Below are 25,750 nucleotides of genomic sequence, written 5' to 3' on the forward strand. Positions count from 1 at the left end.
GGCCGGCGCACTGACTGCGCCGGCCGTTTCATCGGGATTTTCATGTCACTGTTATTGCTCATAGAGCAGGTTCTGAATGGCCTGCAGTTCGGTGTCATGCTGTTTTTGATGGCGGCCGGTCTGACGCTGATCTTCGGTGTGATGGGGCTGATCAACCTTGCGCATGGTTCGCTTTATATGATCGGTGCGTTCTGCGCGGCAGCGGTTGCAGGGGCCACAGGTTCCTTCGTACTGGCGCTGGTGGCGGCTCTCGCCGGAGCGGCCATCGCCGGGGCGTTGGTCGAGATCCTGGTCATCCGGCGACTTTACGGAAAAGATCATCTGGATCAGGTGCTGGCCACTTTTGCCCTGATCCTTATTTTTTCGGAAGGAACGCGGTGGCTGTTTGGTTCCTTTCCGCTTTTTCTTGATGTTCCCGATGCCCTGTCCGGCCCGATCACGCTGCCGGGCGGTATCGAATACCCACTATACCGTCTGACGCTGATTGCCGTCGGGTTGGTGGTGGCACTCGGGCTATTCCTGCTGATATCGCGAACGCGCATTGGCATTCAGATCCGTGCGGGCGAAAATGACCGCGAAATGATTGCTGCGCTCGGCGTCGATATTGGCCGGCTTTACACCATCGTTTTCGCGCTGGGCGCGGCGCTGGCCGGACTGGCGGGTGCGCTTGTCGGGGCCATTCAGTCCGTTCAGGTGGGCATGGGCGAACCGGTCCTGATCCTGGCATTCGTCGTCATCGTGATCGGCGGGATCGGGTCCATCAAAGGTGCTCTTGTCGGAGCGCTTCTTGTCGGGCTCACGAACACGCTTGGCGGGATTTTTCTGCCTGAAGTGTTGAAACTGTTCATGGAGCCCTCTGTTGCCACATCTGTCGGTGCCTCGCTGGCGTCCATGGCGATCTACATCCTGATGGCCGCCGTCCTGATCCTGAAACCGACGGGTCTGTTCGGAGCGCGCGCATGACCCGGGAAAACGGTTTCAATTTGCTGATTGTCGCCGGTCTTGTGCTCGTGCCGCTTTGGGCTTTCTTTGCAGATGAGCCCTTTACGATCACACTGGCAACACGTGCGGTCATTCTGGCCATGGCGGCAGTCGGGCTTAATATTGCTCTTGGCCTCGGTGGGTTGATCAGCCTCGGGCATGCGGTGTTCTTCGGTCTCGGAGGCTACGCAATGGGCATCTTGGCCTATCACGCCCAGACCTACACACCATTTATCGAATGGCCCTTCGTGATCGAGGGGACGAAGTCCATGCCGGTCATCTGGCTTGTGGCGGTCGTGATGTCCTCTCTTGCGGCTTTTGTGATCGGCCTGTTGTCACTCCGGACATCCGGGGCCTATTTCATCATGATCACCCTCGCTTTCGGGCAGATGTTCTTTTTCTTCTCGATCAGCTGGAGCGCTTATGGCGGGGAAGATGGTGTCTCGATCTATCTTCGAAACGGTTTCCCCGGCCTCAACACGCTGGCACCTATTCAGTTCTATGGACTTTGTTTCGGTCTATTGATGCTGGTGCTTTTGTTCGCGTCGCTCCTCGCACGCTCACCTTTCGGCCTTGCCTTGAACGCTGCGCGTCAATCCGAACAGCGGGTTCAGGCTGTCGGTATGATGCCGTTTCGCTTGCGCCTTGCAGCCTTTGTTATCTCCGGTGCGATTACCGGTCTTGCCGGTGCACTTTTTGCGGATCTGAACCGGTTCGTCAGTCCGGCCATGTTCTCCTGGCAGATGTCAGGCGAGATCATGATCCTGGTGATCCTTGGTGGCGTCGGCAGGCTTTATGGCCCGGTCGTCGGCGCCATCGTCTATGTTCTGCTTGAGCATGTGCTGGGCGACCTGTCGGACTATTGGCATATCTATCTGGGTGTCCTGCTGCTGCTTGTGGTGCTTTTCGTCAAGGGCGGGATCATCGGGGCGGTCAGCGGCCGGAGGGCTGCTCATGGGTGATGTGGTCCTGGAAACCAGAGGGATATGCAAAAATTACGGGGCGCTGGAGGTCAGCAAGAACATTTCCTTGACGCTGCGCAAAGGTGAAGTTCATGCCGTAATCGGGCCGAATGGTGCCGGCAAATCCACACTCATTCATCAGATCTGCGGAACGGTACAACCAGATTTTGGGAGTATTCATCTTCTCGACGAAGACGTTACCCAAAAGCCTGTCGACAAACGGGCAAAGGCGGGCCTAGCGCGCACCTTTCAGGTTTCGGCATTGGCGATGGAAGATACCGTTCTGGAAAATGTCGTTCTTGGATGTGTCGGAGCGAGTGGCAAAGCCTTCCGGCTGTTTCAGCCAGTTCTGACCGACAAGGACCTTTTGGAAACAGCACGAACGGCGCTGGAGCGGGTCGGTCTTGAGGATGTGGTCGAAAAACGTACTGCCGATCTCAGCCATGGTCAGCGCAGGCAACTTGAAGTCGCCATCGCGCTGACACTGGCGCCCAAGGCTTTTGTCATGGATGAGCCCATGGCAGGTCTGGGTGCGGAAGGGTCGAAACGCATGACCGGTTTTCTTGACACTTTGCGCGCCGAAGCTCCGATCCTGCTCGTCGAGCATGACATGGATGCTGTGTTTGCGCTCGCCGACCGCATCAGCGTTCTGGTCTATGGCAGCATCATTGCCAGCGGAACCGTTGAGGAAATTCGGTCAGATCCTGGCGTCCGCGAAGCCTATTTGGGGGACGAGGCATGAAATCGGTCCTTTCCCTTGAACAGATAGAAGCTTCCTATGGACCTATCCAGGCGTTGTTCGGTGTCTCGTTGCACGTGAGCGAAGGAGAAGCTGTGGCGCTCATGGGACGAAACGGCATGGGCAAGTCCACCACAGTAAAGACAATCTGCGGAATGTTGCCGGCGCAGGGTGATATCCGGTTTGCCGGAAACCGTATCAATGGGCTGCCCAGTCACAAGATTGCCCGGCTGGGTATCGGGCTCGTTCCGGAAGGCCGGAGATGTTTTTCCGGACTGAGTGTTGAGGAAAATCTCGTGGCGGCGAGCCGCAAGGGCGAGTGGGATTTCGCCAAGGTGACGGATCTGTTTCCGAGATTGGCTGAGCGCCGTCGGCAACAGGCTGCCTCTCTTTCGGGAGGGGAGCAACAGATGCTTGCCATCGGTCGTGCCCTGATGACCAATCCGAGACTGCTTGTCCTTGACGAGGCAACGGAGGGCCTTGCACCGGTCGTCCGGCAGGAAATCTGGACCGCCATCGAAGCTCTCAAAAACCAGACAGGTGTCTCGATCCTGATCATCGACAAGTCGCTCAAGGAATTGGCACGGATTGCGGACCGGGCTGTGATCGTGGAGCGGGGCAAAGACGTCTGGTCCGGTCCGTTCGATGCGCTTGATCGTGAAGTCGCAGACAGGCATCTGGGCGTTTAACCAAAGCACCTGGAAAGATGATCATCCAACTGACGCGCTATTTCCTGAATGCGTCTGCGTCGATCATCTGCTGGAACATCTCTTCCATGGACGTGCGCAAGGGGCGATAGGTAACACCGAGGGCCGATTTGCTTTTGGAGTTGTCCGCACGCCATTTGACGTTGACGTTGTTGGCGATGAACTTCCTTGAGATGTCGTTGATCAGCGGTCCAAGCAGCCAGACCATCCACTTCGGCAATGAGTTGCGAGGGACCGGGTAGCTGTCGCCGTATTTCGGGATAAGTGCCTTGCCGAGCTCAAGAATGTTGGTGTTGTGGCCCGAGATGATGTGGCGGCCCTCAGCATCTGGAAGAAAGGCGGCTGCAACGTGTGCCTTGGCGAGATCGCGCACGTCAACGACGCCGATGCCGAGCTTCGGTGCTCCCGGTTTCATCGTGCCGTCTCCCATTTGACGGACGATATTGAAACTTTCAGACGTCGGCTTCCTGGCAAGCGATGGGCCGATGACCAGTGACGGATTGACGGTTACGAGTTTGTACCGGTCTTGCGACTGCGCCAGCTTCCAGGCTTCTTTTTCAGCAAGTGTCTTAGAATAGCTGTAGGGCTGATGAGACAAGGACGCTGTGGTGTTCCATATCGCTTCGGTCAGAACCCCGCCCGGAGCTTTTTCGCAGTCGATCGCGTCGGTATAGATGGCAGCGCAAGAGCTTGTGACCACGACACGGCTTACGCTTTGTGTCTCGTTCGCTGTCCTCAGGACATTTTGCGTTCCTTTGACGGCTGGGTCGATGAGCTCCTTTTGAGGGTTCCTGACAGACACCGTGAACGGCGACGCTGTGTGAAAGACCACGGAGCATCCTTCCATGGCCTGTTGATAGGACCCTTCGCTGAGGAGGTCGGCCCCGAAAAACCTGATCTGGCCGGGAGTACCTGCCGCAAGCGTCGTCAGATGTTCAAGCTTTTCGGTGTCATCCGGATTGCGGACAGCGGCATGCACCGTCACACCGGCTTCAAGCAGCTCTTTGACGAGCCAACCGGCGACATAGCCGGATGCGCCGGTCACCAGGACGGGAGTGTCAGTTGGTATGTGTGTCAAATTGCTGCTTCCGGTTCTGTCGGGGCGGGGTTTGTAAAATCTGCTTTTGCTCAGGTCTCGAAAGAGAAGATAGGTGACGCGGCATCGGGAGCAAACAATGCGACGCAAATCGGTTTCTGACAGCGTTCAAATCTGCAATCGGTCATACAAAAACGCAGCACGTGGGTTTTTAATATTTTTCGTTTGCACTGCAAAGTGAGCGCCATTTGAAGGTGGTTGTATATTCAAATGAAAGAACCGAAACCCCGTTTTTGACTCCATTTAACGTCAAATTTGTGCCACACTGCGTGTTGCCTTGGCGAGAAATTGCGGTCGGTTCAGGCATGCTTTTGGTTGCAGTTGTTTTAAAAAATACATATTTTTCAATATTTTATACCGATCTTTAGATCCTATGAAAATCTACTAAAAAATTAGTTTGACAACATGGCGGCGGTGTGTCCAAGTATACCCAGCCGGATAAATACGGCGAAAATTTCTCACGGGAGGAGATCAAGATGCGTAAGTATCTACTCTCCGCAGTCGCAGCAGGTGCTGTGCTTGCGGGAGCAGGGTCCGCTTTTGCCGATGAAGCAGCGGCCAAAAAGTGGATCGACCAGGAATTCCAGCCATCAGTTCTGTCGAAAGACGAGCAGCTTGCAGAGATGCAGTGGTTCATCAATGCGGCCGAGCCTTTCAATGGCATGGAAATCAATGTTTTGTCTGAGGGCATTCCGACACACTCTTACGAGTCGGAAGTTCTGACAAAGGCCTTTGAAGAAATCACCGGCATCAAGGTGAACCACCAGATCCTCGGCGAGGGTGAAGTGGTCCAGGCTGTTCAGACCCAAATGCAGACCGGTCGGAACCTCTATGACGCCTATGTCAACGATTCCGACCTTATCGGTACCCATTCACGTCTTCAGTTGGCCTACAACCTGACGGATTGGATGAACGGTGCTGCCAAGGACGTCACAAACCCTGGGCTCGACCTGGATGACTTCATGGGCACCCAGTTCACCACAGGTCCGGACGGCGACCTCTACCAGCTGCCCGACCAGCAGTTCGCGAACCTTTACTGGTTCCGCAAGGACTGGTTTGACCGCGAAGACCTGCAAAAGGCCTTTAAGGAAAAATATGGCTATGATCTCGGCGTACCGGTCAACTGGTCTGCCTATGAGGACATTGCGGAGTTCTTCTCCAAGGACGTCAAGGAAATCGACGGCGTTCAGATCTATGGCCATATGGACTACGGCAAGCGCGCACCGGACCTCGGCTGGCGCATGACCGACGCCTGGCTTTCCATGGCAGGTGCAGGCGACAAGGGTGAGCCGAACGGCATCCCGGTCGACGAGTGGGGCATCCGCATGGAAGAAGGCACATGTAATCCGGTGGGTGCATCCGTGTCTCGCGGTGGTGCTGCCAACGGTCCGGCTGCGGTCTACGCGATCCGCAAGTGGGACGAATGGCTGCGCAACTATGCGCCTCCTGGCGCCGCCAGCTTCGACTTCTACCAGTCCTTGCCGGCCTTGAGCCAGGGCAACGTGGCCCAGCAGATTTTCTGGTACACCGCTTTTACCGCCGACATGGTGAAGCCGAAGTCCGAAGGTAACAACACGGTTGACGACGAAGGCACGCCGCTGTGGCGTATGGCTCCGAGCCCGCATGGTCCTTATTGGGAAGACGGCCAGAAAGTCGGCTACCAGGATGTGGGGTCTTGGACAATCCTGAATTCCACACCGGAAGATCGTGCAAAGGCCGCCTGGCTTTATGCTCAGTTCGTGGTTTCCAAAACGGTTGATACCAAGAAAAGCCACGTTGGTCTGACGTTCATCCGCGACAGTACCGTCAACCACGAGTCCTTCACCGAGCGGGCTCCAAAGCTCGGCGGTCTGGTTGAGTTCTACCGGTCTCCGGATCGCGTGGCCTGGTCTCCGACCGGCGTCAACGTTCCGGACTATCCGAAGCTGGCCCAGATCTGGTGGCAGCAGATCGGTGACGTGAACTCCGGTGCCTTCACACCGCAGGAAGCGATGGACCGACTGGCGGAAGAAATGGACATCGTTATGGCCCGCATGCAACAGGCTGACGAGCGCGCCAACGTCTACGGTGGTTGCGGTCCGCGTCTCAACGAAGAGTCTGACCCGAACGAGTGGCTGTCCAAGCCGGGTGCTCCGAAGGCCAAGCTCGACAATGAGAAGCCACAGGGCGAAACCGTCAACTACGACGAGCTCGTTGCCCGCTGGTCGCAGAACTAAGCCGAGAGCTTAGTCTCTCACCAAACTGGACCGGGGCGTGGCCCCGGTCCTTCACCGATCCGAAAGCGATGGCAGCGGCAACTGATTGCCGCAAGTAAGTCCAGTCCGGACGCAGGTGCAGTTATTCATGTCACTAGAACTCAAAAACGTCAGCAAGCGCGTTGCCGGCATCACGCATGTCAAGGAAACGAGCCTGACCTTGCTCCCGGGCCACTTCAATGTTCTCCTTGGAGAAACAGGTTCCGGGAAAACCTCGCTGATCAAGCTGATGGCCGGTCTCGACAGCCTGGCCTCCGGGCAGATCATCTTAAATGGCAAGGATGTATCCCGCCTGTCAGCGCAAAAGCGCAACATCAGCCTGGTTCACCAGTTTTTCGTCAACTATCCGCATATGTCGGTGTTCGACAATATTGCTTCCCCTTTGAAAGTATCGGGTGTTGCAAAATCGGAAATCGAAGGGCGGGTGGAAGAGGCTGCAGCGCTGCTCAAGCTGAACCCCTATCTCAAACGCAAGCCTCATGAGCTTTCAGGCGGTCAGCAACAGCGCACCGCGCTGGCGCGGGCGATCGTGAAGGAAAGCGATGCCGTTTTCCTGGACGAGCCCCTGGCCAACCTTGACTACAAGCTTCGCGAAGAGCTTCGCGATCAGCTGCCAGAGCTTTTCGCAGGACGTGGTGCCGTTGTGGTCTATGCCACTTCGGAACCAGAAGAAGCACTTCTTCTTGGCGGCAACACGGCTCTGATGAGCGACGGCAACGTGGTTCAATTCGGTTCGACTGCAGAAATTTACCGCAAGCCGAAGGATCTTGAGTCCGCCAAGGTGTTCTCCAACCCGCCGATCAACACTGCACCTGTCACGAAACAGGGCGACATGATCATTTTGAACGACGACATTCGTTGGACAGCTTCGGGTGGGGCAACCGGTCTTTCCGATGGGCCGTATACGCTTGCCATACGCCCGAACCACGTGATGCCGGTCGAGAGTGATCATCATAGCGTGCGCCTGGACGGGCATGTTCAGGTGACCGAACTCAGCGGGTCTGAGAGCAGCGCTCATTTCGACATGCACGGACAATCATGGGTGTCTCTGTCACCTGGTGTGCATCCTTATTTCGTCGGCGAAGTCCACACGTTCTATCTGGACCCGAGCCATTGCTTCTTCTTTTCGCCTGACGGCGATTTGGCGGCTTGAGGAGAGGAATTCATGGCACAGATCAAACTCTCCAACTTGCGGCACAGCTACAATCCGAACCCGACGGGTGATGACGATTATGCGCTGAAGAAAATCGACCTGACCTGGGAAGATGGTGGCGCGTATGCATTGCTTGGTCCGTCCGGCTGCGGCAAGTCCACGCTTCTCAATATCATTTCGGGCCTCTTGGTCCCATCCGACGGCCAGGTGCTGTTCGACGATCAGGACGTCACGGCATTGCCGCCTGCAAAGCGCAACATTGCCCAGGTGTTCCAGTTTCCTGTCATCTACGACACGATGACGGTCTACGACAATCTGGCCTTTCCACTGCGCAACCGAGGTCGGGACGAAGACATCGTCAAGCGCCGGGTGACCGGCATAGCGGAGATGCTGGAAGTTACCGAGATGCTTGGGACACGGGCGGCAAACCTTTCGCCTGACAACAAGCAAAAAATTTCCATGGGTCGCGGTCTGGTGCGGGAAGACGTCAATGTCGTCATGTTTGATGAACCGCTGACCGTGATCGACCCGCATTTGAAATGGAAGTTGCGTTCCAAGTTGAAGGAGCTGCATCAGCGGGTCAAGGCGACGATGATCTACGTGACTCACGACCAGACCGAGGCTCTGACCTTTGCCGATCAGGTAGTGGTCATGCAGGACGGTGAAGTTGTGCAGATTGGAACTCCGGTGGAGCTTTTTGAGCGTCCGGCGCACACCTTTGTCGGTCACTTTATCGGCTCACCGGGCATGAATGTGTTGCCGTGCGACGTCAAGGACGGCGGTGCATTTTTCGGAGGTGAACAGATCAATCTGGAGGGCCCGGTCACGGGCACCGGCGATGGCAAGGCGGAAGTCGGCATTCGTCCGGAATTCGTGTCTGTTTCCAAGGAAGGAACAGGTCTTGCCGCGCAGGTTCGCAAGGTCGCGGATATCGGTCGCCACAAGGTGGTGGAAGCCGTTGCCCATGACAGCCGGATTCACGCGATTCTGGAAGGCGAGGCTCCGACCGCGGGGGATGCGGTGATGCTTGACTTCAAACAATCTCAGACCCGCCTCTACAAGGATGGCTGGCTGGCGAGCAGCCCGGGGGAGGGTGCCTGATGAAAACTCAAAACCAACGCGCCTGGCTGTTTGTCACGCCCGTTCTTTTCCTGGTCGCGTTCAACGCGCTCATACCCATGATGACCGTGGTGAATTACTCGGTCCAGGAAACCTTCGGCGACAACCTGTTCTTCTGGCAGGGGCTCGACTGGTTCGAACAGGTTCTGAAGTCCGAACGTTTTCACAATGCGCTCGGACGGCAGTTCTTCTTCACCTTCATGATCCTCATCATCGAGGTTCCGCTTGGCATCGCAATCGCGCTTGCGATGCCGAAAAAAGGACCGTGGGTTCCGTTCTGCCTGGTCACGATGGCGTTGCCAATGCTGATCCCTTGGAACGTTGTCGGCGCAATGTGGAACATCTTCACGCTGCCGGATATCGGTCTCCTCGGATACACGATGAACCATGTCCTCGGCATCTCCTATGACATGACCCAGAATCCCGTAGCCGCCTGGGTAACGATCATCGTCATGGATGTCTGGCACTGGACGTCGCTGGTGGTGCTCCTGGCCTATGCCGGACTGGTTTCCATTCCGAACGCCTACTATCAGGCCGCCGAAATCGATGGTGCGTCCAACTGGGCCGTCTTCCGGTTCATTCAGTTGCCGAAAATGAAAACGGTGCTGACCATCGCGGTGCTGCTGCGCTTCATGGACAGCTTCAACATCTATACCGAACCGTTCGTTCTCACCGGTGGTGGGCCCGGCAACTCAACGACACTGCTGTCGATCGACCTCGTAAAAATCGCGCTCGGTCAGTTCGACCTCGGTCCTGCAGCTGCCATGTCGCTCATCTACTTCGCCATCACGTTGTTCGCCTCCTGGCTGTTCTACACGCTGATGACGCTGAACGATAACAAGTCCTGAGGAGAACCAACATGCGCATGAAAAGCCTGGTTCCCGCGCTTTACATCCTCTTCCTGATGCTGCCGATCTACTGGCTCGTCGCGATGAGTTTTAAGACAACCAATGAAATCCTGGCCGGGTTCACCCTGTTCCCGCAAACCTGGACGCTCGCCAACTACATCGAGATCTTCACCGATCCAACCTGGTATTGGGGTTACATCAACTCGATCATCTACGTCACGATGAATACGGTGATCTCCGTTCTGGTGGCGTTGCCTGCAGCCTATGCGTTCTCACGCTATTCCTTTGTTGGCGACAAGCAGCTTTTCTTCTGGCTGTTGACCAACCGGATGGCTCCTGCTGCAGTCTTCGCACTGCCGTTCTTCCAGCTCTATTCCGCTGTTGGTCTGTTCGATACCCACATCGCAGTTGCTCTGGCGCATTGCCTGTTCAACATTCCGCTGGCGGTCTGGATCCTGGAAGGTTTCATGAGCGGTGTCCCGAAAGAACTCGACGAGACTGCTTATGTCGACGGCTATTCGTTCCCGCGGTTCTTCGCGACGATATTCCTGCCGGCGATCAAATCCGGTGTCGGGGTGGCCGCTTTCTTCTGCTTCATGTTCTCCTGGGTGGAGATGCTGCTATCCAAGACCCTGACAGCTGTTGAAGCCAAACCGATTGCCGCCGTGATGACCCGAACCGCTTCCTCCGCCGGTTATGAACTCGGGCTTCTGGCGGCCGCCGGGACCCTGACTATCATTCCCGGCGCCATCGTCATCTACTTTGTCCGCAACTACATTGCCAAGGGCTTCGCCCTGGGGAGGGTGTAATGCTTGGTTGGATGGCCTGGACCTGGCCGACAGCTCTTTTGTTTGTCGGCATCTTTTCAGCTGTCGGTTTTCTGACGTTCCTAGAAATCCGGTATCCAGGCGGTGACGCGCGCCAGGGGGTGCTGGGGCTCACAACGACGCGTGGTGACCGCCTTTTCATCACACTGCTCGGCACTGCCTACATATTCCTGGCCTGGCTCGGCCTCATCGGATACCCGCTCTGGGGTGCGTTGGGACTTAGCCTTGCCTGGTGTGTGTTTTGCTTCTGGAAGGTCTAAACATTTGCCACGCCCGGTAAAGTATCGGGCGTGGCGAAGTTCTTTGATCGACTAAAAGTATAGTAATTTGCGGAAGATTGATGCAAGAATAGGCGCTGTGAGTCACATCCATTCCGCGATAGGCGCAGGACCATAATGAGAAAGCGTAAAAGCAACGAGTTTTTGACCGAAGTCGAACTGGAGTTCATGACCGAACTCTGGAAGATCGGCGAAGGCTCCGTGCGCGACATTCTGGATTGTCTGCCGTCGGAGAGAAAGCTCGCCTATACGTCCTGTGCCACCATTATGCGGATCCTGGATGAGAAAGGGTTCGTGGACAGCCGAAAAGAAGGCAAGACATTTATCTATTCCCCCGTGCTGACCAAGGACGCCTACCAGTCCCGTTCCATCCGAAATCTGTCAGAAAAACTATTTGACGGCACGCCGGCCTCGCTTGTGGCCCGGCTGGTCGATGAATACGAGTTTTCGGAGGACGACCTGGAGGAAATTAGAGCGTTACTGGACAGGAGGAGGACAGATGACGCTACTTAACATGATGCTCGATGTTTACATCGACTTAAATGTCACGCTGGCTGTGACTGCACTGATCTGGATGGTCGTAAAGCTGGTGATGACACGCACAGGCATCAAGCTTGCCTACAATCTTCAACTCGCACTTCTGAACGGCCTGTTTGCCGTTCTGATCCTGTCTCCGGCTGCAGCGGCGCTTTATCACTACCTGGGAACGCTTCAGATGGTCCCAGCTGCGGCGAGCGTCAATCTGTCGGATATGGTGGTGGCCCAGTACATTCGCGGCGGCATTGATATGCCCGCTCAGGACTTTCAGGCCATCCTTGGTATGCGCGGGCAGATCAGCGAAGGCATCTTGAGCTTCTCGCCTGGCATTGGCGGCGCGATAGCTGTCCTGTTGCTTGCCGGCTTTACCTATTTCGGACTGCGGCTGGTCTCAAGCTTTGTCCGTCTGTCGGACTTTCTGTCCAATTGCCACGAATGGCGCCGTTCGGGACGTGTTCAGCTATTGTTGTCCGACTGGGCGCTGGTGCCGTTTTCCGCAAGGGGGCTTAGTCGCCACTACATTGTCATCCCGTCCGAACTTCTGACCCAGCCTGAGGATCTCAAGCTGGTGATGCGTCACGAGCTTCAGCACGTGAGGCAGGGCGATGTCACCTGGGAAATCGCACTGGAAACGCTTCGGCCGTTCTTCTTCTGGAACCCGTTCTTCTATGTCTGGAAATCCGAAGTTGAGCGTCTGCGTGAACTGGCTTGCGATCAGAAAGTCACTGAAGACAAGCGCATCGACGTGATGGCCTATTGCATGTGCCTGCTGCGCGCTGCGCAGGCGGGTCTGAAAAAACGTCAGGAGCAGGCGGCAAAGCGTGTGACTGGCGACATCGCAGCCGTTGCCTTGATCGAAGTTCAGGACAAGGTTCTTCGGCGTTCCCCGTCGCAGAAATTGCGCCGACGCGTGGAAGCTCTGCTTGACACAAAACAGGTGCGTCCTCACTGGGGCGTGCTGGGTCTTGCCGTTCTGCCTGTCGTCGCCGTTGTGTTCCTGACGGCACTGTCCATTCAGAAACCACCCGATTGGACCCATGATCGTTTGATGTTGTCGACGATCGTCAATCTTGAGCGCCTGGAAGCGATCAACACCTTCGGTCAGAGACCTCTAAGGTAATTTGCCAGACCTTATTCTGGACCACATCCAAGAAGCCCGGATCATCTCATGGTCCGGGCTTTTTTATTCTCAACTTGATTGCCTCAGACGAAACTTTGCACCAGCCGCGTCCGGTCGGCGATTACAGTGCCCTGTTCTCTATGAGGTCAGGTTGCACCTAAAATACTGATTGTATAACGTAAGGGCATGCTAGAATAAGTAGAGTTATTTCTTTTCGTTTTTCGATTTCATTTAGGGAGGCTTTGAGCATGACTGCGGAGAAAATTTCCTATCAGGACTATTTGGGACTCTTGTTGAAAGAGCCGGCCACGGACCCGGACGCGTTCGCAGAACAGTCAGAGGAGATACTCAAGTATTCGGTTGTTGTTAAAAACCAGGGCGGTTTCGATCTTGTGCTGGCTCCTGACCCCGAAAAGGTTGAGATGGACCCGGACCTTCAGGAGCTGGAAAACGCGATGGGTACCGCCAATCGCCTGGCCAGATGGCGACGGCAGAGCCAGTTTCGAAGACGGCTGAACGCGGGCGAAAACCGTCCGGTTCTGGTTTCTGAAGGTGACAGCTGGTTTCAGTTCCCGGTCCTGATCAAAGACGTTATTGACCAGCTCAACAGGCACTTTCTGATTTATTCTGTTGGAGCTGCCGGCGACACGGCTGAGAACATGGTTTATGGACCTGAAAAAAAAGCGCGCCGTGAATACATGAGTTCACTGGGGAAGATGCGCGACCATGTTGACGCCTTCCTGTTTTCTGCCGCCGGCAACGACATTATCGGGGCTGATCCGGACACCGGCGAACCCGTGCTCTACGATCTGATCCGGCCGTTCAACGGCAATCCCGGCGACATTGCGGGGCACATCGATCACGCGGTTCTGAAAGAAAAACTGACCTTCCTGAAGACGGCCTACAGGAAGGTAATTTCCGACATCAGAGCGGATCCCGGATTTCGCAATCTGCCGATTGTTATTCATGGATATGACTATGCGTTTCCTTATCCGCACCATCCAGCCGGGGGCAAGGACAGGCGCAATCCCAAATATGCGGACAAGAACCAGTGGCTGGGAGACCCGCTGGACCGGCGCGGTATTGTCAGCCAGTCCCTGCGGCGCAATCTGATCATGTACCTCGTGGATGAGCTTTACGGCATGTTGGCCGGGCTGTCGGCAAACCCGTTGAATACTGGCGTCTGGCTGGTCGATTGTCGCGGGGCAATGCCCGAAGTCTCGGACTGGAACGACGAGATACACGGCACGGACGATGGTTATACGGCTGTCGCTGCGCGCTTTCGCCAGACAATCGAGCAGGCATTGGCTCATCGCGCGACGTTGATATCCTAGCTGACGATTGAATGGTCATAGGCCACTCAATAGTGACCGCACCGGTCCTTTTGGACCGGAAGCGCTTCTAGCGTTGCGCCGTCGGACCTGCTGACCAAGCCACTGCGGACCGCTTTCGAGGTCAACCAGTAGCAGCGGGGAAACCAACGCACCGTGGCCATTGCATTGCCGTGTGTGACCTTGTCACGATAGCAGCGTGTTTCCTGCACCTATTCCGTGCATCTTGATCTGGCTCAAAGACGTTTCTCCCCATCTTTGGGAGCGTAGAGCAATCGGAGTTTCTGGCGATTGAACGTGCCCGGTGTTGGTCATTCCTTGTGAAAGGCATTTCGTTCAAATCGATTTACCAGCCGGAAGCGAACCTGGACGGATCACGAGGGAGCTCACTATGGACAACGGTCGAAATGGCGCCGGCGCCAACGGCCTCACAGCTTCATCCTGTAATGTGGCTCCTGTTCCGCAGTCAGAAATCGCTGCCATTTGTGAGAGGTTCGGCAATGACAAGCACCGGATGCTCGACATACTTCACGATGTTCAGGACCGCTATCGCTGCATAGCTCCCTCAACCATGGATGCGATTGCGTCGCACACCGATCTCACGCGCATCGAAGTTGAAGGAGTTGCGAGTTTTTATTCGTTCCTCTCTTTGACACCGAAGGGACGGGTGACGATCCGCTTGTGCGACGACATTGTCGACCGCTTTTGTGGTTTGGACGATGTTGTCGCCGTATTTGAAGACGTTCTTGGCATCAAGCTCGGTGAGACGTCCGCTGATGGGGCATTTTCTCTCGAGACGACACCTTGCATCGGCATGTGCGATCAGGCACCGGCCGCCATGGTGAACAATGTCATGCTGACCAGCCTGACACCCGAGACCGCTCGCACGGCCGCAGAGGCATTGATGGCAGGTCAGGCTCCTGAAAGCCTTGTCAGCGATCGCTTTAACGAACTGTCAGCGCACGAGCGGGCCGTGCGGATGGTTGAAAACAACATTCGGCACGCCGGGGCCGTATTGCTTGGACCAGTGCCGGAAGATGCAGGCCTCAACAATGCCGTTGGCATGAGACCGAGCCAGATCATCAATGCAGTTGAAGAAAGCGGCTTGCGCGGTTGCGGCGGTGCCGGTTTCACCACCGGCAGAAAATGGCGTTTCGCGGCCAGTGAGAAGCTCGACAGGCACTTTGTGATCTGCAATGCCGACGAAGGTGAGCCGGGAACCTTCAAGGACCGTGTGCTTTTGACAGAGCGCCCGCACCTTCTCGTTGAAGGAATGACGATAGCTGCACGGGCAGTTGGCGCTCGCGAGGGAATATTATACCTGCGAGGTGAATACGTTTATCTGCGCGAGTTGTTGGAAGGCGTGCTTGAGGAGCGTCGCCGCCGCGGGCTGCTTGGCAAAGACATTCTCGGCGTCAAAGGTTTTGAATTCGACATCCGGTTACAGCTCGGTGCCGGTGCTTATATCTGTGGTGAAGAAGGCGCTTTGATCAGTTCCTGTGAAGGCCTGCCGGGCGAACCAAAGACGCGACCTCCGTTTCCAGTCAGTCGCGGGTATCTTGGTTACCCGACGGTGGTCAACAATGTTGAAACCTTCTGCCATGCAGCGCGCATCCTGGATCAAGGTGCCAAGTGGTTTCACGCGATGGGGACCGAAGGATCCCACGGAACCAAACTCTTTTCCGTCTGCGGCGACTGTCTGAACCCGGGTATATACGAGCTGCCCTACGGGCACTCGGTCTGGGAACTGCTTGAGATGGTTGGCGGCACCGATGCTGCCGCTGTTCAGGTAGGGGGCCCAAGCGGGACCATGATCGGCCGCGACAGCTTCCATCGCAAACTCACCTTCGATGATCTGGCGACGGGCGGTGCGATCATCATCTTCAACGGACAGAGGAATATTCTGGAAATCGTTGAATACTACATGTCCTTTTTCGTTCACGAGAGCTGCGGTTATTGTACGCCTTGCCGGGTCGGGAACGTCTTTCTGCAGAAGGCGATCCAGAAGTTCCAGAAGGGGCTCGCCAATCCTGAAGACATTGACTACTTGAAGGACCTTTCCGGAACCATCATAGAGACCAGCCGATGTGGTCTCGGCATGACGTCGCCCAATCCGATCCTCTCAACGCTTAAGAATTTTCCGCTTGTCTATTCGGCCGTTTCCAAGCCGAGCAAGGATGGCATTCGCGATACGTTCGACATTCAGTCGGCGATCGACGGCGCGCGCAAGATTGCCAAGCGCCGCTCCTACATCTTCGACAAGGACTTCACCCAATGAGCGGAACAGAGAAGGAAACCGGCTTCACTTTCACCATCGATGGGGTGGAGATCAAGGCCCATGCGGGGCAGACGATTATGGAAGCGGCTGACGCTGCGGGTGTCTATATTCCGCGCTTGTGTGATCACGAAGGGTTACGGCATCAGGGCAGTTGCCGGGTCTGCACAGTAAAGGCAGGTGGCCGCAGCGTCGCTGCCTGCACGCAGCCGGCGGCGCCTGGCCAGGCAGTCGAAAACGAAACTCCGCATCTTACAAAAATGCGCCGTGACCTTGTGGAGATGCTGTTCCATGAAGGCAACCATTTGTGCCCGATCTGCGAGGCCAGCGGCAATTGCGAATTGCAGGCAATGGCCTACCGGCTCGACATGACCGAAGCCACCAAGTTTCCATATCTGGAGCCGTGCCGTGCGCTCGACGCATCGCACCCCGACATCGCGCTGGACACCAATCGCTGTATTTCTTGTGGCCGTTGTATTCGCGCCTCGCAGGATGTCGATGGCAAAGGTGTCTTTGGCTATGTCGGGCGCGGCATCCACCGCCGGGTCGCCGTGAACGGTGAGAACCTTGCCGATACGGATGCGCAAGTTTCCGATCATGCGATGTCGAGTGAAGTCTGCCCAGTGGGCTGCATCATCCGCAAGCGCGTCGGTTTCGCCGTCCCGATCGGTGAGCGTGAGTTCGACAAGGGATTGATCGGCCATGAGATCGAGGAGAAGCGCAAATGAGCGAACTTCCCAAGGCTCGCATAGCAACAGCGTCTTTGGCCGGGTGCTTTGGATGCCATATGGCGATCCTCGATATCGATGAGCGTCTGATTGAGTTGATGAAACTGGTCGACGTCGACCGTTCTCCGCTAACAGACAAGAAAAAATTCACCGAGCGCTGTGATATCGGCATTATTGAAGGGGGATGCTGTAACGAGGAAAACGTGCATGTGCTGCACGATTTCAGACGGAATTGCGACATCCTGATCGCGCTCGGGCAATGTGCCATCATGGGTGGACTTCCAGCGATGCGAAACGCGATCATGCATTCCGATGCGCCTTTGCGTGAGTGCCTTGACGAGGCCTACATCACCGGGAAATACATCCGCAATACGACCCATAATGTGCCGAACGATCCCGCTTTGCCGTTGTTGCTCGACGAGGTCTATCCCTGCTCCCAAGTGGTGGAGATCGACTACCAGATCCCGGGCTGTGCACCGACAGGCGATGTAATTTTCGACACGCTCTTCAAACTGCTGACCGGAAAATTCCGCGGCTTTGAACGCGAAATGATCAGGTTCGACTAAGGGCGCGTTCTGAACCCTTTTTTGGAAGTGTCGCCGGTCCGCCGGCGCACAGATGCAACCCACCAGAGTTGGCTGGAAATTCGAGATGACTGAACCCAGAATGATTGAAATCTCGCCGGTCACCCGCGTTGAAGGACACGGGAAGGTCACCATCCACCTCAATGCGGAAAATGAGGTCGACGAAGCTCGGCTGCACATTGTCGAATTCCGCGGATTTGAGCGTTTCATCCGTGGCCGTCTGATGTGGGAAGTGCCGGTGATTGTGCAGCGGCTGTGCGGTATTTGCCCGGTCAGCCATCATCTGGCTGCAGCAAAAGCGATGGACATGATCGCCGGGGTCGACCAATTGACGCCGACGGGTGAGAAGATGCGCCGGCTGATGCACTATGGGCAGGTCATGCAGAGCCATGTGCTTCATTTCTTTCATCTCGCAGCTCCCGACCTTTTGTTCGGCTTCGGAGCGCCTGCCGAAAAGCGCAATATTTTTGAAGTTCTGAAAGAGCAGCCTGAACTGGGCAAACGCGCTGTTCTGATGCGGAAATACGGCCAGGAAATCATCGAGGCGACGGCTGGCAAGAAGGTGCACGGAACGGGTGCCATTCCGGGTGGGATCAATCGCAATCTGCCGCTCGAAAGACGCGACCATTTCTTGTCGAATGTCGACGAGATGATTGAATGGTGTCAGGACGCGGTGAAGCTTGCGCGCGACTACACACTTGAAAACGAGGACCTTGTTTCCGAGTTCGGGTCCTTCCCATCCAATTACATGTCGATTGTGAGAGAGAGCGACGGAGCCCTGGATCTTTATCATGGCACTTTGCGGGCCTTGAGTTCGACCGGCGATACGATCTTCGATCAGGTGCCCTACACCAGATATCACGAGCTGATTGTCGAGGATGTCCGCTCCTGGTCTTACATGAAGTTTCCGTTCATCAAGGAGTTGGGTCCTGACGTCGGTTGGTACCGGGTTGGTCCGCTTGCCCGTATGAACACGGCAAGTTTCATCGACACGCCGTTGGCGGACGCTGCCCACAAGGAACTGAAAGCCGTCACGAGCGGAACACCAAACAATTCCACGCTCGCCAATCACTGGGCCCGAATGATCGAGGTCCTCCACTGTGTCGAAAAGATCCGTGAGCTTTTGCACGATCCGGATCTGCAGGGCACGGACCTGATCGCCAAGGGGGACAGGCGCGAAGAAGGTATCGGTGTTATCGAAGCCCCGCGCGGTAATCTCATTCACCACTACAAGGTCGATGAGCACGACCAGGTGACCTATTGCAACCTGATCGTTTCCACCACGCACAACAATGAAGGCATGAACCGGGCGGTAAAAGATGTCGCCGTCAAACATCTATCGGGCAAGGAACAGATCACGGAAGGTCTCCTGAACCATGTTGAGGTTGCCGTGCGGGCGTATGATCCATGCCTGTCATGCGCGACGCATGCACTCGGTCAAATGCCGCTGCAGGTGGAGCTGTTCGATGCTGATGGCGGTCTGGTCGACTGTAGGTCTCAATGCATATGAGAAATGAAAAACACTTGCGGTCATTCTTCCAGATGAGCCCTCAGAGGCAAGCAACATACGGTTGGCAATCCATTTTTCGACCGTCCGGAGCGGGATAGCGCGATGATCCTGATTGGCTATGGCAACCCGGGGCGTGGCGACGACGGACTTGGCCCGGCGTTCTCCCAAAGACTGGCAGGCAGGGCACTATCCGAGTTGGAAATCGACACCGACTATCAATTGGTCGCCGAGCATGCCTTGACGATTTCAGGCCATGAGGTGGTGGTGTTCGCCGACGCGGAGATTGAAGGCGAAAACCCATTTTCCTTCCAGGAAATTGCCGCAGGCGCTCCTGAAGTTCTGGGCAGCCACAGTCTGAAGCCACAGACGGTTCTTGCGCTTTGCGAGACGCTCTACGGGGCAAAACCGCGGGCCTATGTGCTCGGGATATCCGGTCACGAATTCGGCGAAGTCAAAGAAGGGCTTTCGGAAAAGGCGTTGAAAAACCTTGACGATGCCGAAGCGTTCTTTTTGGACTGGCTGTCAGAACGCACCTGTACCAACGGCGTCGTGCCGGACCGAGTTGACAGCTGATCCTTGTCAAAGCGCGTAACTGGGGGACTTGAAGCCTTCTATCCTCCTTTGACCTTGAGCTTGCCGCTTTCTTTTCGGTCGATGCTGTCGCTGGTCCAAGTGATGCGCAAGTCGAGGCGCGACTGGTCATCTTCAACCGTCGCGGTTACACGCAGGTTCATGAGACCCTTCGGTTCCAGTGTGATATCGCCGGTTTCGTCCCCGAACTCCAATTCTCCCTTGGCGATCCCGCGTTTGATGGCATCGAGCATCTTCTGGATCGATTTCTTATCCTGAAGCGACTGGTGCCGGAAACGGCCCTTACGTTCCATCATAGCAGCAGTCCGTGTTGTTGAAGAATGTGGTCCGGGTTGAACAGTTTGGCATGCGGATAGTCGCGACTGATACCCAGAATGTTGCCATTTGGATGAATGATGGTCGCGCCGGTGCCAATGCCTTCAAGGCCCTCTGAGCTTCTGGAGTGCCGATCAAGAGTGACGTCTGCTTCCAGGTGCAGCAGCCCGTTTTTTGAAGTCAGTTCCTGTCCGCTGTGTCGATTGACGTGACCTTGAACCAGCATCTTGATGCCTGCCAGGTGCAGCTCTTCAACACCCCTGGCTGTCAGCGGATGGTCGACATCGCGGTATTTGGTGCGCACCAGATTGGCGATCGTTCCAGAATAGAAAACAAAAGGATCTTTCCGGCTCTCCTTCCTGAAGCGGCGGTTCACATGCGCAATACCCTTTGCTGAAATCAGCGCGGCCATGCTGTCATCGACGCCGGCGTGAACAAAAAGCAAAGACCCGCTCTGGTGCACAGCTTTCATGCTTTGAAAAAACCAGGCGTATTGTCCTGTGGGATTTATGAAGAGCTCTCTGCACGCCAGCGCCGCAGCATAGAGCTGTCGCATGGTGAAGCCATGCTCTTCAGCATGTTGGGAAAATCTGGATGTTTTTTTCTTGAGCCGGCGCATTTCCTTTTTGACTGCAGCGTCATTCAGAAAGCTGGCAGCTGCTTTTGGAAACTGTTTTGCCCACTTCTTGCCTGGCACCATCAGTTCAAGACAGGCCTTTTCGTCCGGCAGACGGTCCAATGCGGTGTCCGGATCGACATATCTGTCGAAGACCTCCCGAAGCAAAGGCATGACCTTCTTGCCCATACGCACAAACATATGCGCATTCAGGGAACCGCGTTTGACGGTCAGCGACTCAAGGCCGAGATAAAGACGCAGGTCATGGTTTCCTGCCAGGAGAACAACGTCTGCACCCAGCTTCATAAGCGCTGAAAGGCTATCGAGCAGATCGAGATTGCTCGGACCTTTGTCGATACAGTCCCCGCCAACAACGATCTGGCAGCTGCGGCCGAAAGACGTCAACTCAAAGTCGGTCAGGCCACTGCCAAAGCGAACGATTGCTCCCACTGCAACAAGTGAACGGAGAAGGCTTTCGGCGTCTGCGTGCAGATCCGAGACAAAAACTATTGGTTTGTCTGGCCAATCCCAGGGGCCGAGAGCATTGGCTTTTGCGACACTGGATAACAGATCAGGGGTCCTGGCGTGAACGCGCGGCTCGCTTCCTGTGTGGACAAGTGGCCAGGGAACGCAGCTGTTCGGAACACCCAGATCGGTCAGATCCTTGGCAGCGATGGGCGGTAGCATTTGTGCAACGGGTTTGTTGGTCGTCATAGTTTGCTTGAGGTCCAATCAGTCCATTGTGAGTTCCAGAACCCGGCGCTCTTTCCAGGCGCCGGTGTGATGGCTCCAGCCGGCATCCGGGTGAAATCTCAAGATCACAGCCTTGGCGTGATGCATGCTCACTTGCCGGATTTTCGGAAAGGAAAGCACTCCCAGATGATGAGCAGCGTGGCGCAGCGCTGCTCCGTGACCGACACATATCTGGGCTATCGGGCCATTCACGTGGGGGTTTGTTTCGACACGTTTTTGCAGAAAGTCGGCCACCCGTGCCCCGGCTTCCATCAGGCTCTCGGCTCCCTGAACCGGCAATTTGTAGTGACTGTCCGATTTCCAGTTTTCCGGCGGAGCTTCATGGCGGGGATCTTCCATCAGCACTTGCTCAATTTCTGGAATGGTGAGATTGGCCAGTGCCCCGACCGACCTTTCGGCGAGGGCTTCTGTTTCCGTTACCTCAAAGGTTTGGCCCGTCGTTTTCGACATGGTCCTGCTGAGCAGCGTTGCTGTTTGCCAGGACCGCAATTGGCGCGAACAAAAGATTTCCGGCGAAACGTGCCAGTTTTTGTCCCTGGCGAGTTCTGCCAGCTCAAGGCCGGCTGCCTTGGCTTGCGCTTTTCCTGTTTCGGTCAGATCAAAAGGTTGCAGTGCGCTTGGCGTTCCAGGTTTTTGCCGGTAAGCGCCATGGCGCAGGAGAATGATGAACCTGTCGTTCATGATGGAGTTCCCAACAATTGCATTCCAGCATCAAACAATGCGTCGAAGTCGATGAGGCCAGAGACTTCCCAGACGCGAATGTCTGAAAGTGCATCAAGGTAAGCGGTTGCTTCCAGAGCCGACCGGTCAGTCCAGAAGGCGCCGTTCGATCTTTGATAAAAAGGCCCCGGGTTTTTTGTGATGGCGGACAAAAGATCCGGTCGTGATTTCAAGTTCACTGCGGAAACATCGGTCGGTGCAGTGCTGTCGCGAGACCAGTTCAGGACCCAGAAATCCGTCAAATGCGTTTCGTGCGAAATGCGGCCCGGCCCGTAGATGTCATCAATGAAGAGGTCGTATTTTTCTTCCAGATGCCAGAGCTCATCCGGTTCCAGATTGCGAAGCTCTTCCTCCCGTTCCTCGTCGATGAGGCCCGTGAGCCTTGCGTTGGTGACGATGGTTCCAGGATTGATGCGCGGTAATTTGGGAATGCCGAGTGCATCCGTCTTGTTTGCGTTTTTGCGAACGAGCAATCGATCGTTGGTGACATAATGCGTATCCGCGATCTCCATCAGGCGGAGCATGGTGGTTGATTTACCGCCCCCGGACAGACCGGAAATGGCCAGACCCTTGTCACTGGTCTTGACCGCCGCCGCATGACAGGCGAGCCAGCCCTCGCGCTGAAACCGGTTCAGGATTTGCGTGTTGATGAAATTGATAACCTGGTTGGCATTTTGCTCTGTAGGCCCGAAAGCAACGGACCAGGCTGGGGACTGCAGAAACTGAACTCCCGTTCGAACCTTGAGGATCAACCGGCCGTCAGGCAAGTCATAAATGGTATCCTTGCGCCCGCGCTTGCTCGCCTCCCGTACCCAGTCGACATATTCAGGCTCAAAGGGCAGCTGTGCATTGCCAAGAACATGAACAACGGTGTCGGGTTCGCAAGGCGCGACAATGACATGCTGAAAATATCTTAGCAGTTCTGCCAGCAAGGTGATGGAGACACACCGCACTTCGATCACAAATCCACCGACGCTCAAGCAGACCGGGTCAGCGTTTTGGGTTGCCCGGTCAGGTGCAAGTGCGTCGACAATTTCCTGAAGGTGAGGCTTTCTCACGAACGCACCTTTTCAATTGCATATGATGCATAAAGACTGGCTGCGTCGATTGACGCACCTTCGAGCGCACCCTTGAAACCACCAAAAGCGGAAACCTCGAAGACGACAGGACCTTCGTCCGTCAGCCCGACGTCGACCGTGGTGAAATCCAGATCAAACGGGGCCTGTGCGCGGCGCGCGAGATCTATCAACGACGGTTCAGGTGTAAATGCTTCGTAGCGGCCGCCGTCATGGATGGTTGTGTTCCAGCTGCCTTCCTTGGCAACGCGTGCATAGGTACCGAGATATTCACCTGCCAGGAACACCATGCCGAGGTCCCGACCGGAAAGATTGACTTTCTTCTGCAGGTACATGACCGGGTTTTCTGCCTTGAAGGCAGCGATGTCCTGCCGGAGGCGGTCACCGTCTGACTGTGCTTCAATCAGCGTCATTCCGCGTGCTTTGGTTGAAAACAATGGCTTGAAAACCGAAGTGCCAAACCGTTGAACGGCAAGAGCTGCCTCGTCGATGCTTTCGGTGATGCACGTTGCGGGCATTGGTATGCCTGCATCGGAAAGCGTAAGGGTGCAGCTGAGCCGGTTGACGAGGCTGAAGATGGATCGGGTTTTGGAAAACACCCGTACACCTGAAGCTTCGGCGATACGCAGAAGATCCAGGCGATCCAGCGTCGCGGGGCTATACTCCTGGCTGATTTTCTTGATGATCAGGCCGTCAAAACCACAGAGATTGTGATTTCCGGCGCTTAGCGATCGGGACTTCAGGTCAAGCACAACATCGGCCATGTCGATGACACAGCGAAATCCGGTTCGGGCTTCAAGTTCTTCCGCCAGAATTTCGGTGGACCATTTGCCGGGAATGCCGACCACGCCAATCTTCAGCTCAGTCAACGAAAATCTCCTTCAATGGGAGACGGAACCTGGCCTCCTCGCCAACGGGGCAGGCAAGGGCTTTCTCGATCAGGTAACGGGAACGCAGCCACATGCGTCTGGCATGAACCTTGTCGAAGATGAAACGGGTGGAGGTGGCAAAGGACCGTGCCAGGCCGAGCGCGAGACGGAATTCGAAAGTGTCGTCATTCTGTTTTCGGGCAAATGCCCGTGCCGATTTAAAGAAGGTTTGCGAGACATCCATGATGCGGCTACGTGTCTCGCGATCTAGAACGTGCAGACGGTAGTTCGAAACCATGAACACCGAGATATCCTGAACATAGTCCATGTAACGCGATCGGTGCAGATCGATGAAATGGATCCTGTTTTCTCCCGGGTCGAAGATGATGTTGTCGACGTTGAAGTCGCCATGGATGTAGACGGAAAAGGGGGCTGCCACCTGCGCCTCGCGCTTTGCCGCCAGACCGACCAGAGTGTCGAGCGACGGCAAGGCTTCTCCGCAGAACCGGACGTGAGTTTCCTGAAACTCCGGATGAACCCGGCGCACCTCTCCGAGCCGTTCAGACAATTGTTGCATGCTGCCCAGCTCGGCGGGTTCCTTGGTTCTGGTCTGTTTCCAGATGTCACGCAGTGTTTTGGACAGGCGCGCGAGTGCCTTGTCGCAAAGATCTCCGTTTTCGTTCAGAAGAATATGTTCGAGCGTCAGGCCCGGCAGATGTTCGATCAAAAGAGCAGCCGACTGGTTGCGCTTTTTATAGGACAGGATCTTGGGAGCAAGGCCCGGATAGATAGAGTGCCAGCTTTCAACACCCTGACGCTCTTCTTTCACCTTGTTCTTTTCACCATCCTTGAAGACGGCAGTCACGGTTTCGGTTTTTGTGTTTCGAATTGCTGAGATGGAGCTGCCGGACCGCGTTTCTGCGATGGCCTCAATAGCCAGTTCGCCGTTTGGCTCCTCAAGGTCGGACATCAGGCTCTGCAGCGAGAAGTAGCGTTCAAAATTGACCGCCTGTCCGATATTTGACGAGATCAGCGCTTCGCTGATGGATTTGAGGGAATCGCCCATACGCTGAAACTCGCTTGCGACGAGCAGACTGTTGGCAATGTCGGACGGCTGCGTTTTGGGGTTGCGCATTTCCCGTGTGTAGACCTTGAAAACCTTGCGGTAGTCGGCCTCGATCTTATTTTGCATCTGGCCAATTTCGATGGCCAGATTGCTGTCGCTGCTATGAATGGCATTTTCGATCCTGGCGACACCGCTGCGGACATGTCCAACGATTACCGGGTACCGCTCCGGGACCAGTGTATTGAAGGTGTCGATCCGTTCCACATGCCGCAGTGACTGGCGCGCCAGATTGGAAAGGCGTTGCAGGTCGACGGCAACAAATTCGAGGCTGCGCAGTGTCAGATGTTTTCTGTTGTCTTTTTTTGCGCCCGCCATCTGGCGCACGCATGCGTCCAAGATCCGTGTCTTCAGATTGTGGGCATAGCCCGCACGGTCCATGATCCTTCGAGCGAGTGCGGCTGTCGGATCCTGGAAGAACGCTTCCAGAAGGATCAGCTGCCCATCGATTTCAGCGCACAAAAAGTGGAGATTTTCCCGGATGGTCTTGGGCAGGCTAGTCATTGTTCTTCATTGTGCGATCCGAGATAGTTTCCAAGCCCCGACTATAGCCAAGTGAAAACAGTTTTGTGACATAGGCTGGACGAAGTTGTTGAGCATCTTCAGATGTTTCGCCAAGCTACTGTTTTCCGCCGGG

General features: G+C 55.6%; 25 protein-coding genes. 18 read left to right on the forward strand and 7 right to left on the reverse strand.

The features are described from left to right. The first annotated feature begins 42 nt into the window (after window positions 1-42). Genes K1718_RS06055 through K1718_RS06070 form a run of 4 tightly spaced genes read left to right on the forward strand, consistent with a single transcriptional unit; the run spans window position 43 to window position 3,371 of the window. A complete protein-coding gene (locus K1718_RS06055) occupies window positions 43-963 on the forward strand; it encodes a branched-chain amino acid ABC transporter permease (protein WP_265683047.1) in 921 nt (306 codons plus the stop codon). Next, entirely contained in the window at window positions 960-1,943 is a 984-nt protein-coding gene (locus tag K1718_RS06060; RefSeq protein WP_265683049.1) for a branched-chain amino acid ABC transporter permease, read from the forward strand. The genes K1718_RS06055 and K1718_RS06060 overlap by 4 nt, the downstream gene beginning before the upstream one ends. After that, on the forward strand, window positions 1,936-2,685 hold the full coding sequence (locus tag K1718_RS06065) for an ABC transporter ATP-binding protein (RefSeq protein WP_265683051.1): 750 nt from the start codon (window positions 1,936-1,938) through the stop codon (window positions 2,683-2,685). The genes K1718_RS06060 and K1718_RS06065 overlap by 8 nt, the downstream gene beginning before the upstream one ends. Continuing rightward, window positions 2,682-3,371: an ABC transporter ATP-binding protein gene (locus K1718_RS06070; RefSeq protein WP_265683053.1), complete on the forward strand. Its 690-nt coding sequence runs from the start codon at window positions 2,682-2,684 to the stop codon at window positions 3,369-3,371. The genes K1718_RS06065 and K1718_RS06070 overlap by 4 nt, the downstream gene beginning before the upstream one ends. A gap of 37 nt (window positions 3,372-3,408) precedes the next feature. Here the strand turns inward: K1718_RS06070 and K1718_RS06075 are convergent, their stop codons facing one another. Beyond that, entirely contained in the window at window positions 3,409-4,467 is a 1,059-nt protein-coding gene (locus tag K1718_RS06075; protein WP_265683054.1) for an NAD-dependent epimerase/dehydratase family protein, read from the reverse strand. Between the two features lie 494 nt (window positions 4,468-4,961). Between K1718_RS06075 and K1718_RS06080 the strand changes: the two genes are divergently transcribed. The 14 genes from K1718_RS06080 (at window position 4,962) to K1718_RS06145 (ending at window position 19,623) form a co-directional block, all read left to right on the forward strand. After that, entirely contained in the window at window positions 4,962-6,701 is a 1,740-nt protein-coding gene (locus K1718_RS06080; protein WP_152500088.1) for an ABC transporter substrate-binding protein, read from the forward strand. Between the two features lie 127 nt (window positions 6,702-6,828). After that, window positions 6,829-7,893, forward strand: coding sequence for an ABC transporter ATP-binding protein (locus tag K1718_RS06085; RefSeq protein WP_265683057.1), 1,065 nt, complete (start codon window positions 6,829-6,831; stop codon window positions 7,891-7,893). Between the two features lie 12 nt (window positions 7,894-7,905). Then, a complete protein-coding gene (locus K1718_RS06090) occupies window positions 7,906-8,994 on the forward strand; it encodes an ABC transporter ATP-binding protein (protein ID WP_152500090.1) in 1,089 nt (362 codons plus the stop codon). Then, window positions 8,991-9,860, forward strand: a complete 870-nt coding sequence (locus K1718_RS06095; protein ID WP_209006975.1) for a carbohydrate ABC transporter permease — start codon at window positions 8,991-8,993, stop codon at window positions 9,858-9,860. The genes K1718_RS06090 and K1718_RS06095 overlap by 4 nt, the downstream gene beginning before the upstream one ends. 11 nt (window positions 9,861-9,871) lie before the next feature. After that, on the forward strand, window positions 9,872-10,669 hold the full coding sequence (locus K1718_RS06100; protein WP_152500092.1) for a carbohydrate ABC transporter permease: 798 nt from the start codon (window positions 9,872-9,874) through the stop codon (window positions 10,667-10,669). Further along, window positions 10,669-10,947: a DUF2160 domain-containing protein gene (locus K1718_RS06105; RefSeq protein ID WP_152500093.1), complete on the forward strand. Its 279-nt coding sequence runs from the start codon at window positions 10,669-10,671 to the stop codon at window positions 10,945-10,947. Before K1718_RS06100 ends, K1718_RS06105 begins: the two co-directional genes overlap by 1 nt. Before the next feature lie 135 nt (window positions 10,948-11,082). Continuing rightward, window positions 11,083-11,478 (forward strand): BlaI/MecI/CopY family transcriptional regulator, encoded by a 396-nt coding sequence (locus tag K1718_RS06110; RefSeq protein WP_152500094.1) that lies wholly within the window; start codon window positions 11,083-11,085, stop codon window positions 11,476-11,478. Further along, on the forward strand, window positions 11,465-12,622 hold the full coding sequence (locus K1718_RS06115) for a M56 family metallopeptidase (protein WP_152500095.1): 1,158 nt from the start codon (window positions 11,465-11,467) through the stop codon (window positions 12,620-12,622). The genes K1718_RS06110 and K1718_RS06115 overlap by 14 nt, the downstream gene beginning before the upstream one ends. Window positions 12,623-12,870: 248 nt before the next feature. After that, window positions 12,871-13,956: a hypothetical protein gene (locus tag K1718_RS06120; protein ID WP_209006841.1), complete on the forward strand. Its 1,086-nt coding sequence runs from the start codon at window positions 12,871-12,873 to the stop codon at window positions 13,954-13,956. Between the two features lie 388 nt (window positions 13,957-14,344). Then, window positions 14,345-16,231, forward strand: a complete 1,887-nt coding sequence (locus tag K1718_RS06125; protein ID WP_152500096.1) for an NAD(P)H-dependent oxidoreductase subunit E — start codon at window positions 14,345-14,347, stop codon at window positions 16,229-16,231. After that, window positions 16,228-16,956: a 2Fe-2S iron-sulfur cluster-binding protein gene (locus tag K1718_RS06130; protein WP_152500097.1), complete on the forward strand. Its 729-nt coding sequence runs from the start codon at window positions 16,228-16,230 to the stop codon at window positions 16,954-16,956. Before K1718_RS06125 ends, K1718_RS06130 begins: the two co-directional genes overlap by 4 nt. Next, window positions 16,953-17,522, forward strand: coding sequence for an NADH-quinone oxidoreductase subunit B family protein (locus K1718_RS06135; protein WP_152500098.1), 570 nt, complete (start codon window positions 16,953-16,955; stop codon window positions 17,520-17,522). Before K1718_RS06130 ends, K1718_RS06135 begins: the two co-directional genes overlap by 4 nt. Window positions 17,523-17,607: 85 nt before the next feature. Beyond that, window positions 17,608-19,050, forward strand: a complete 1,443-nt coding sequence (locus K1718_RS06140) for a Ni/Fe hydrogenase subunit alpha (protein WP_152500099.1) — start codon at window positions 17,608-17,610, stop codon at window positions 19,048-19,050. 102 nt (window positions 19,051-19,152) lie between these two features. Beyond that, window positions 19,153-19,623: a hydrogenase maturation protease gene (locus K1718_RS06145; RefSeq protein ID WP_152500100.1), complete on the forward strand. Its 471-nt coding sequence runs from the start codon at window positions 19,153-19,155 to the stop codon at window positions 19,621-19,623. Between the two features lie 38 nt (window positions 19,624-19,661). On the opposite strand, the gene K1718_RS06150 is transcribed toward K1718_RS06145, so the two are convergent. From K1718_RS06150 to K1718_RS06175, 6 genes are read right to left on the reverse strand one after another with little or no spacing between them, the layout of a single operon-like run. Beyond that, a complete protein-coding gene (locus tag K1718_RS06150; RefSeq protein WP_152500101.1) occupies window positions 19,662-19,937 on the reverse strand; it encodes an amphi-Trp domain-containing protein in 276 nt (91 codons plus the stop codon). Continuing rightward, a complete protein-coding gene (locus K1718_RS06155; protein WP_265683069.1) occupies window positions 19,934-21,286 on the reverse strand; it encodes a metallophosphoesterase family protein in 1,353 nt (450 codons plus the stop codon). Before K1718_RS06155 ends, K1718_RS06150 begins: the two co-directional genes overlap by 4 nt. 18 nt (window positions 21,287-21,304) lie before the next feature. Then, on the reverse strand, window positions 21,305-22,006 hold the full coding sequence (locus K1718_RS06160) for a histidine phosphatase family protein (protein WP_265683071.1): 702 nt from the start codon (window positions 22,004-22,006) through the stop codon (window positions 21,305-21,307). Continuing rightward, a complete protein-coding gene (locus tag K1718_RS06165; protein ID WP_265683073.1) occupies window positions 22,003-23,103 on the reverse strand; it encodes an HprK-related kinase B in 1,101 nt (366 codons plus the stop codon). The genes K1718_RS06160 and K1718_RS06165 overlap by 4 nt, the downstream gene beginning before the upstream one ends. After that, entirely contained in the window at window positions 23,100-23,990 is an 891-nt protein-coding gene (locus K1718_RS06170) for a GAK system ATP-grasp enzyme (protein ID WP_265683080.1), read from the reverse strand. The genes K1718_RS06165 and K1718_RS06170 overlap by 4 nt, the downstream gene beginning before the upstream one ends. Beyond that, the gene (locus K1718_RS06175) at window positions 23,983-25,617 is read right to left on the reverse strand and encodes a phosphotransferase (RefSeq protein WP_265683082.1); all 1,635 of its coding nucleotides are present in this window, start codon (window positions 25,615-25,617) and stop codon (window positions 23,983-23,985) included. Before K1718_RS06175 ends, K1718_RS06170 begins: the two co-directional genes overlap by 8 nt. Between the last annotated feature and the right edge of the window lie 133 nt (window positions 25,618-25,750).

The sequence above is a fragment of the Roseibium porphyridii genome, assembly GCF_026191725.2.
GTDB lineage: Bacteria > Pseudomonadota > Alphaproteobacteria > Rhizobiales > Stappiaceae > Roseibium > Roseibium porphyridii.

Coding starts and splice junctions, on each gene's coding strand:
- K1718_RS06055 (WP_265683047.1), top strand. CDS start 43: ATGTCACTGTTATTGCTCATAGAGCAGGTTCTGAATGGCCTGCAGTTC.
- K1718_RS06060 (WP_265683049.1), top strand. CDS start 960: ATGACCCGGGAAAACGGTTTCAATTTGCTGATTGTCGCCGGTCTTGTG.
- K1718_RS06065 (WP_265683051.1), top strand. CDS start 1,936: ATGGGTGATGTGGTCCTGGAAACCAGAGGGATATGCAAAAATTACGGG.
- K1718_RS06070 (WP_265683053.1), top strand. CDS start 2,682: ATGAAATCGGTCCTTTCCCTTGAACAGATAGAAGCTTCCTATGGACCT.
- K1718_RS06080 (WP_152500088.1), top strand. CDS start 4,962: ATGCGTAAGTATCTACTCTCCGCAGTCGCAGCAGGTGCTGTGCTTGCG.
- K1718_RS06085 (WP_265683057.1), top strand. CDS start 6,829: ATGTCACTAGAACTCAAAAACGTCAGCAAGCGCGTTGCCGGCATCACG.
- K1718_RS06090 (WP_152500090.1), top strand. CDS start 7,906: ATGGCACAGATCAAACTCTCCAACTTGCGGCACAGCTACAATCCGAAC.
- K1718_RS06100 (WP_152500092.1), top strand. CDS start 9,872: ATGCGCATGAAAAGCCTGGTTCCCGCGCTTTACATCCTCTTCCTGATG.
- K1718_RS06105 (WP_152500093.1), top strand. CDS start 10,669: ATGCTTGGTTGGATGGCCTGGACCTGGCCGACAGCTCTTTTGTTTGTC.
- K1718_RS06110 (WP_152500094.1), top strand. CDS start 11,083: ATGAGAAAGCGTAAAAGCAACGAGTTTTTGACCGAAGTCGAACTGGAG.
- K1718_RS06115 (WP_152500095.1), top strand. CDS start 11,465: ATGACGCTACTTAACATGATGCTCGATGTTTACATCGACTTAAATGTC.
- K1718_RS06120 (WP_209006841.1), top strand. CDS start 12,871: ATGACTGCGGAGAAAATTTCCTATCAGGACTATTTGGGACTCTTGTTG.
- K1718_RS06125 (WP_152500096.1), top strand. CDS start 14,345: ATGGACAACGGTCGAAATGGCGCCGGCGCCAACGGCCTCACAGCTTCA.
- K1718_RS06130 (WP_152500097.1), top strand. CDS start 16,228: ATGAGCGGAACAGAGAAGGAAACCGGCTTCACTTTCACCATCGATGGG.
- K1718_RS06135 (WP_152500098.1), top strand. CDS start 16,953: ATGAGCGAACTTCCCAAGGCTCGCATAGCAACAGCGTCTTTGGCCGGG.
- K1718_RS06140 (WP_152500099.1), top strand. CDS start 17,608: ATGACTGAACCCAGAATGATTGAAATCTCGCCGGTCACCCGCGTTGAA.
- K1718_RS06145 (WP_152500100.1), top strand. CDS start 19,153: ATGATCCTGATTGGCTATGGCAACCCGGGGCGTGGCGACGACGGACTT.
- K1718_RS06150 (WP_152500101.1), bottom strand. CDS start 19,937: ATGATGGAACGTAAGGGCCGTTTCCGGCACCAGTCGCTTCAGGATAAG.
- K1718_RS06155 (WP_265683069.1), bottom strand. CDS start 21,286: ATGACGACCAACAAACCCGTTGCACAAATGCTACCGCCCATCGCTGCC.
- K1718_RS06160 (WP_265683071.1), bottom strand. CDS start 22,006: ATGAACGACAGGTTCATCATTCTCCTGCGCCATGGCGCTTACCGGCAA.
- K1718_RS06175 (WP_265683082.1), bottom strand. CDS start 25,617: ATGACTAGCCTGCCCAAGACCATCCGGGAAAATCTCCACTTTTTGTGC.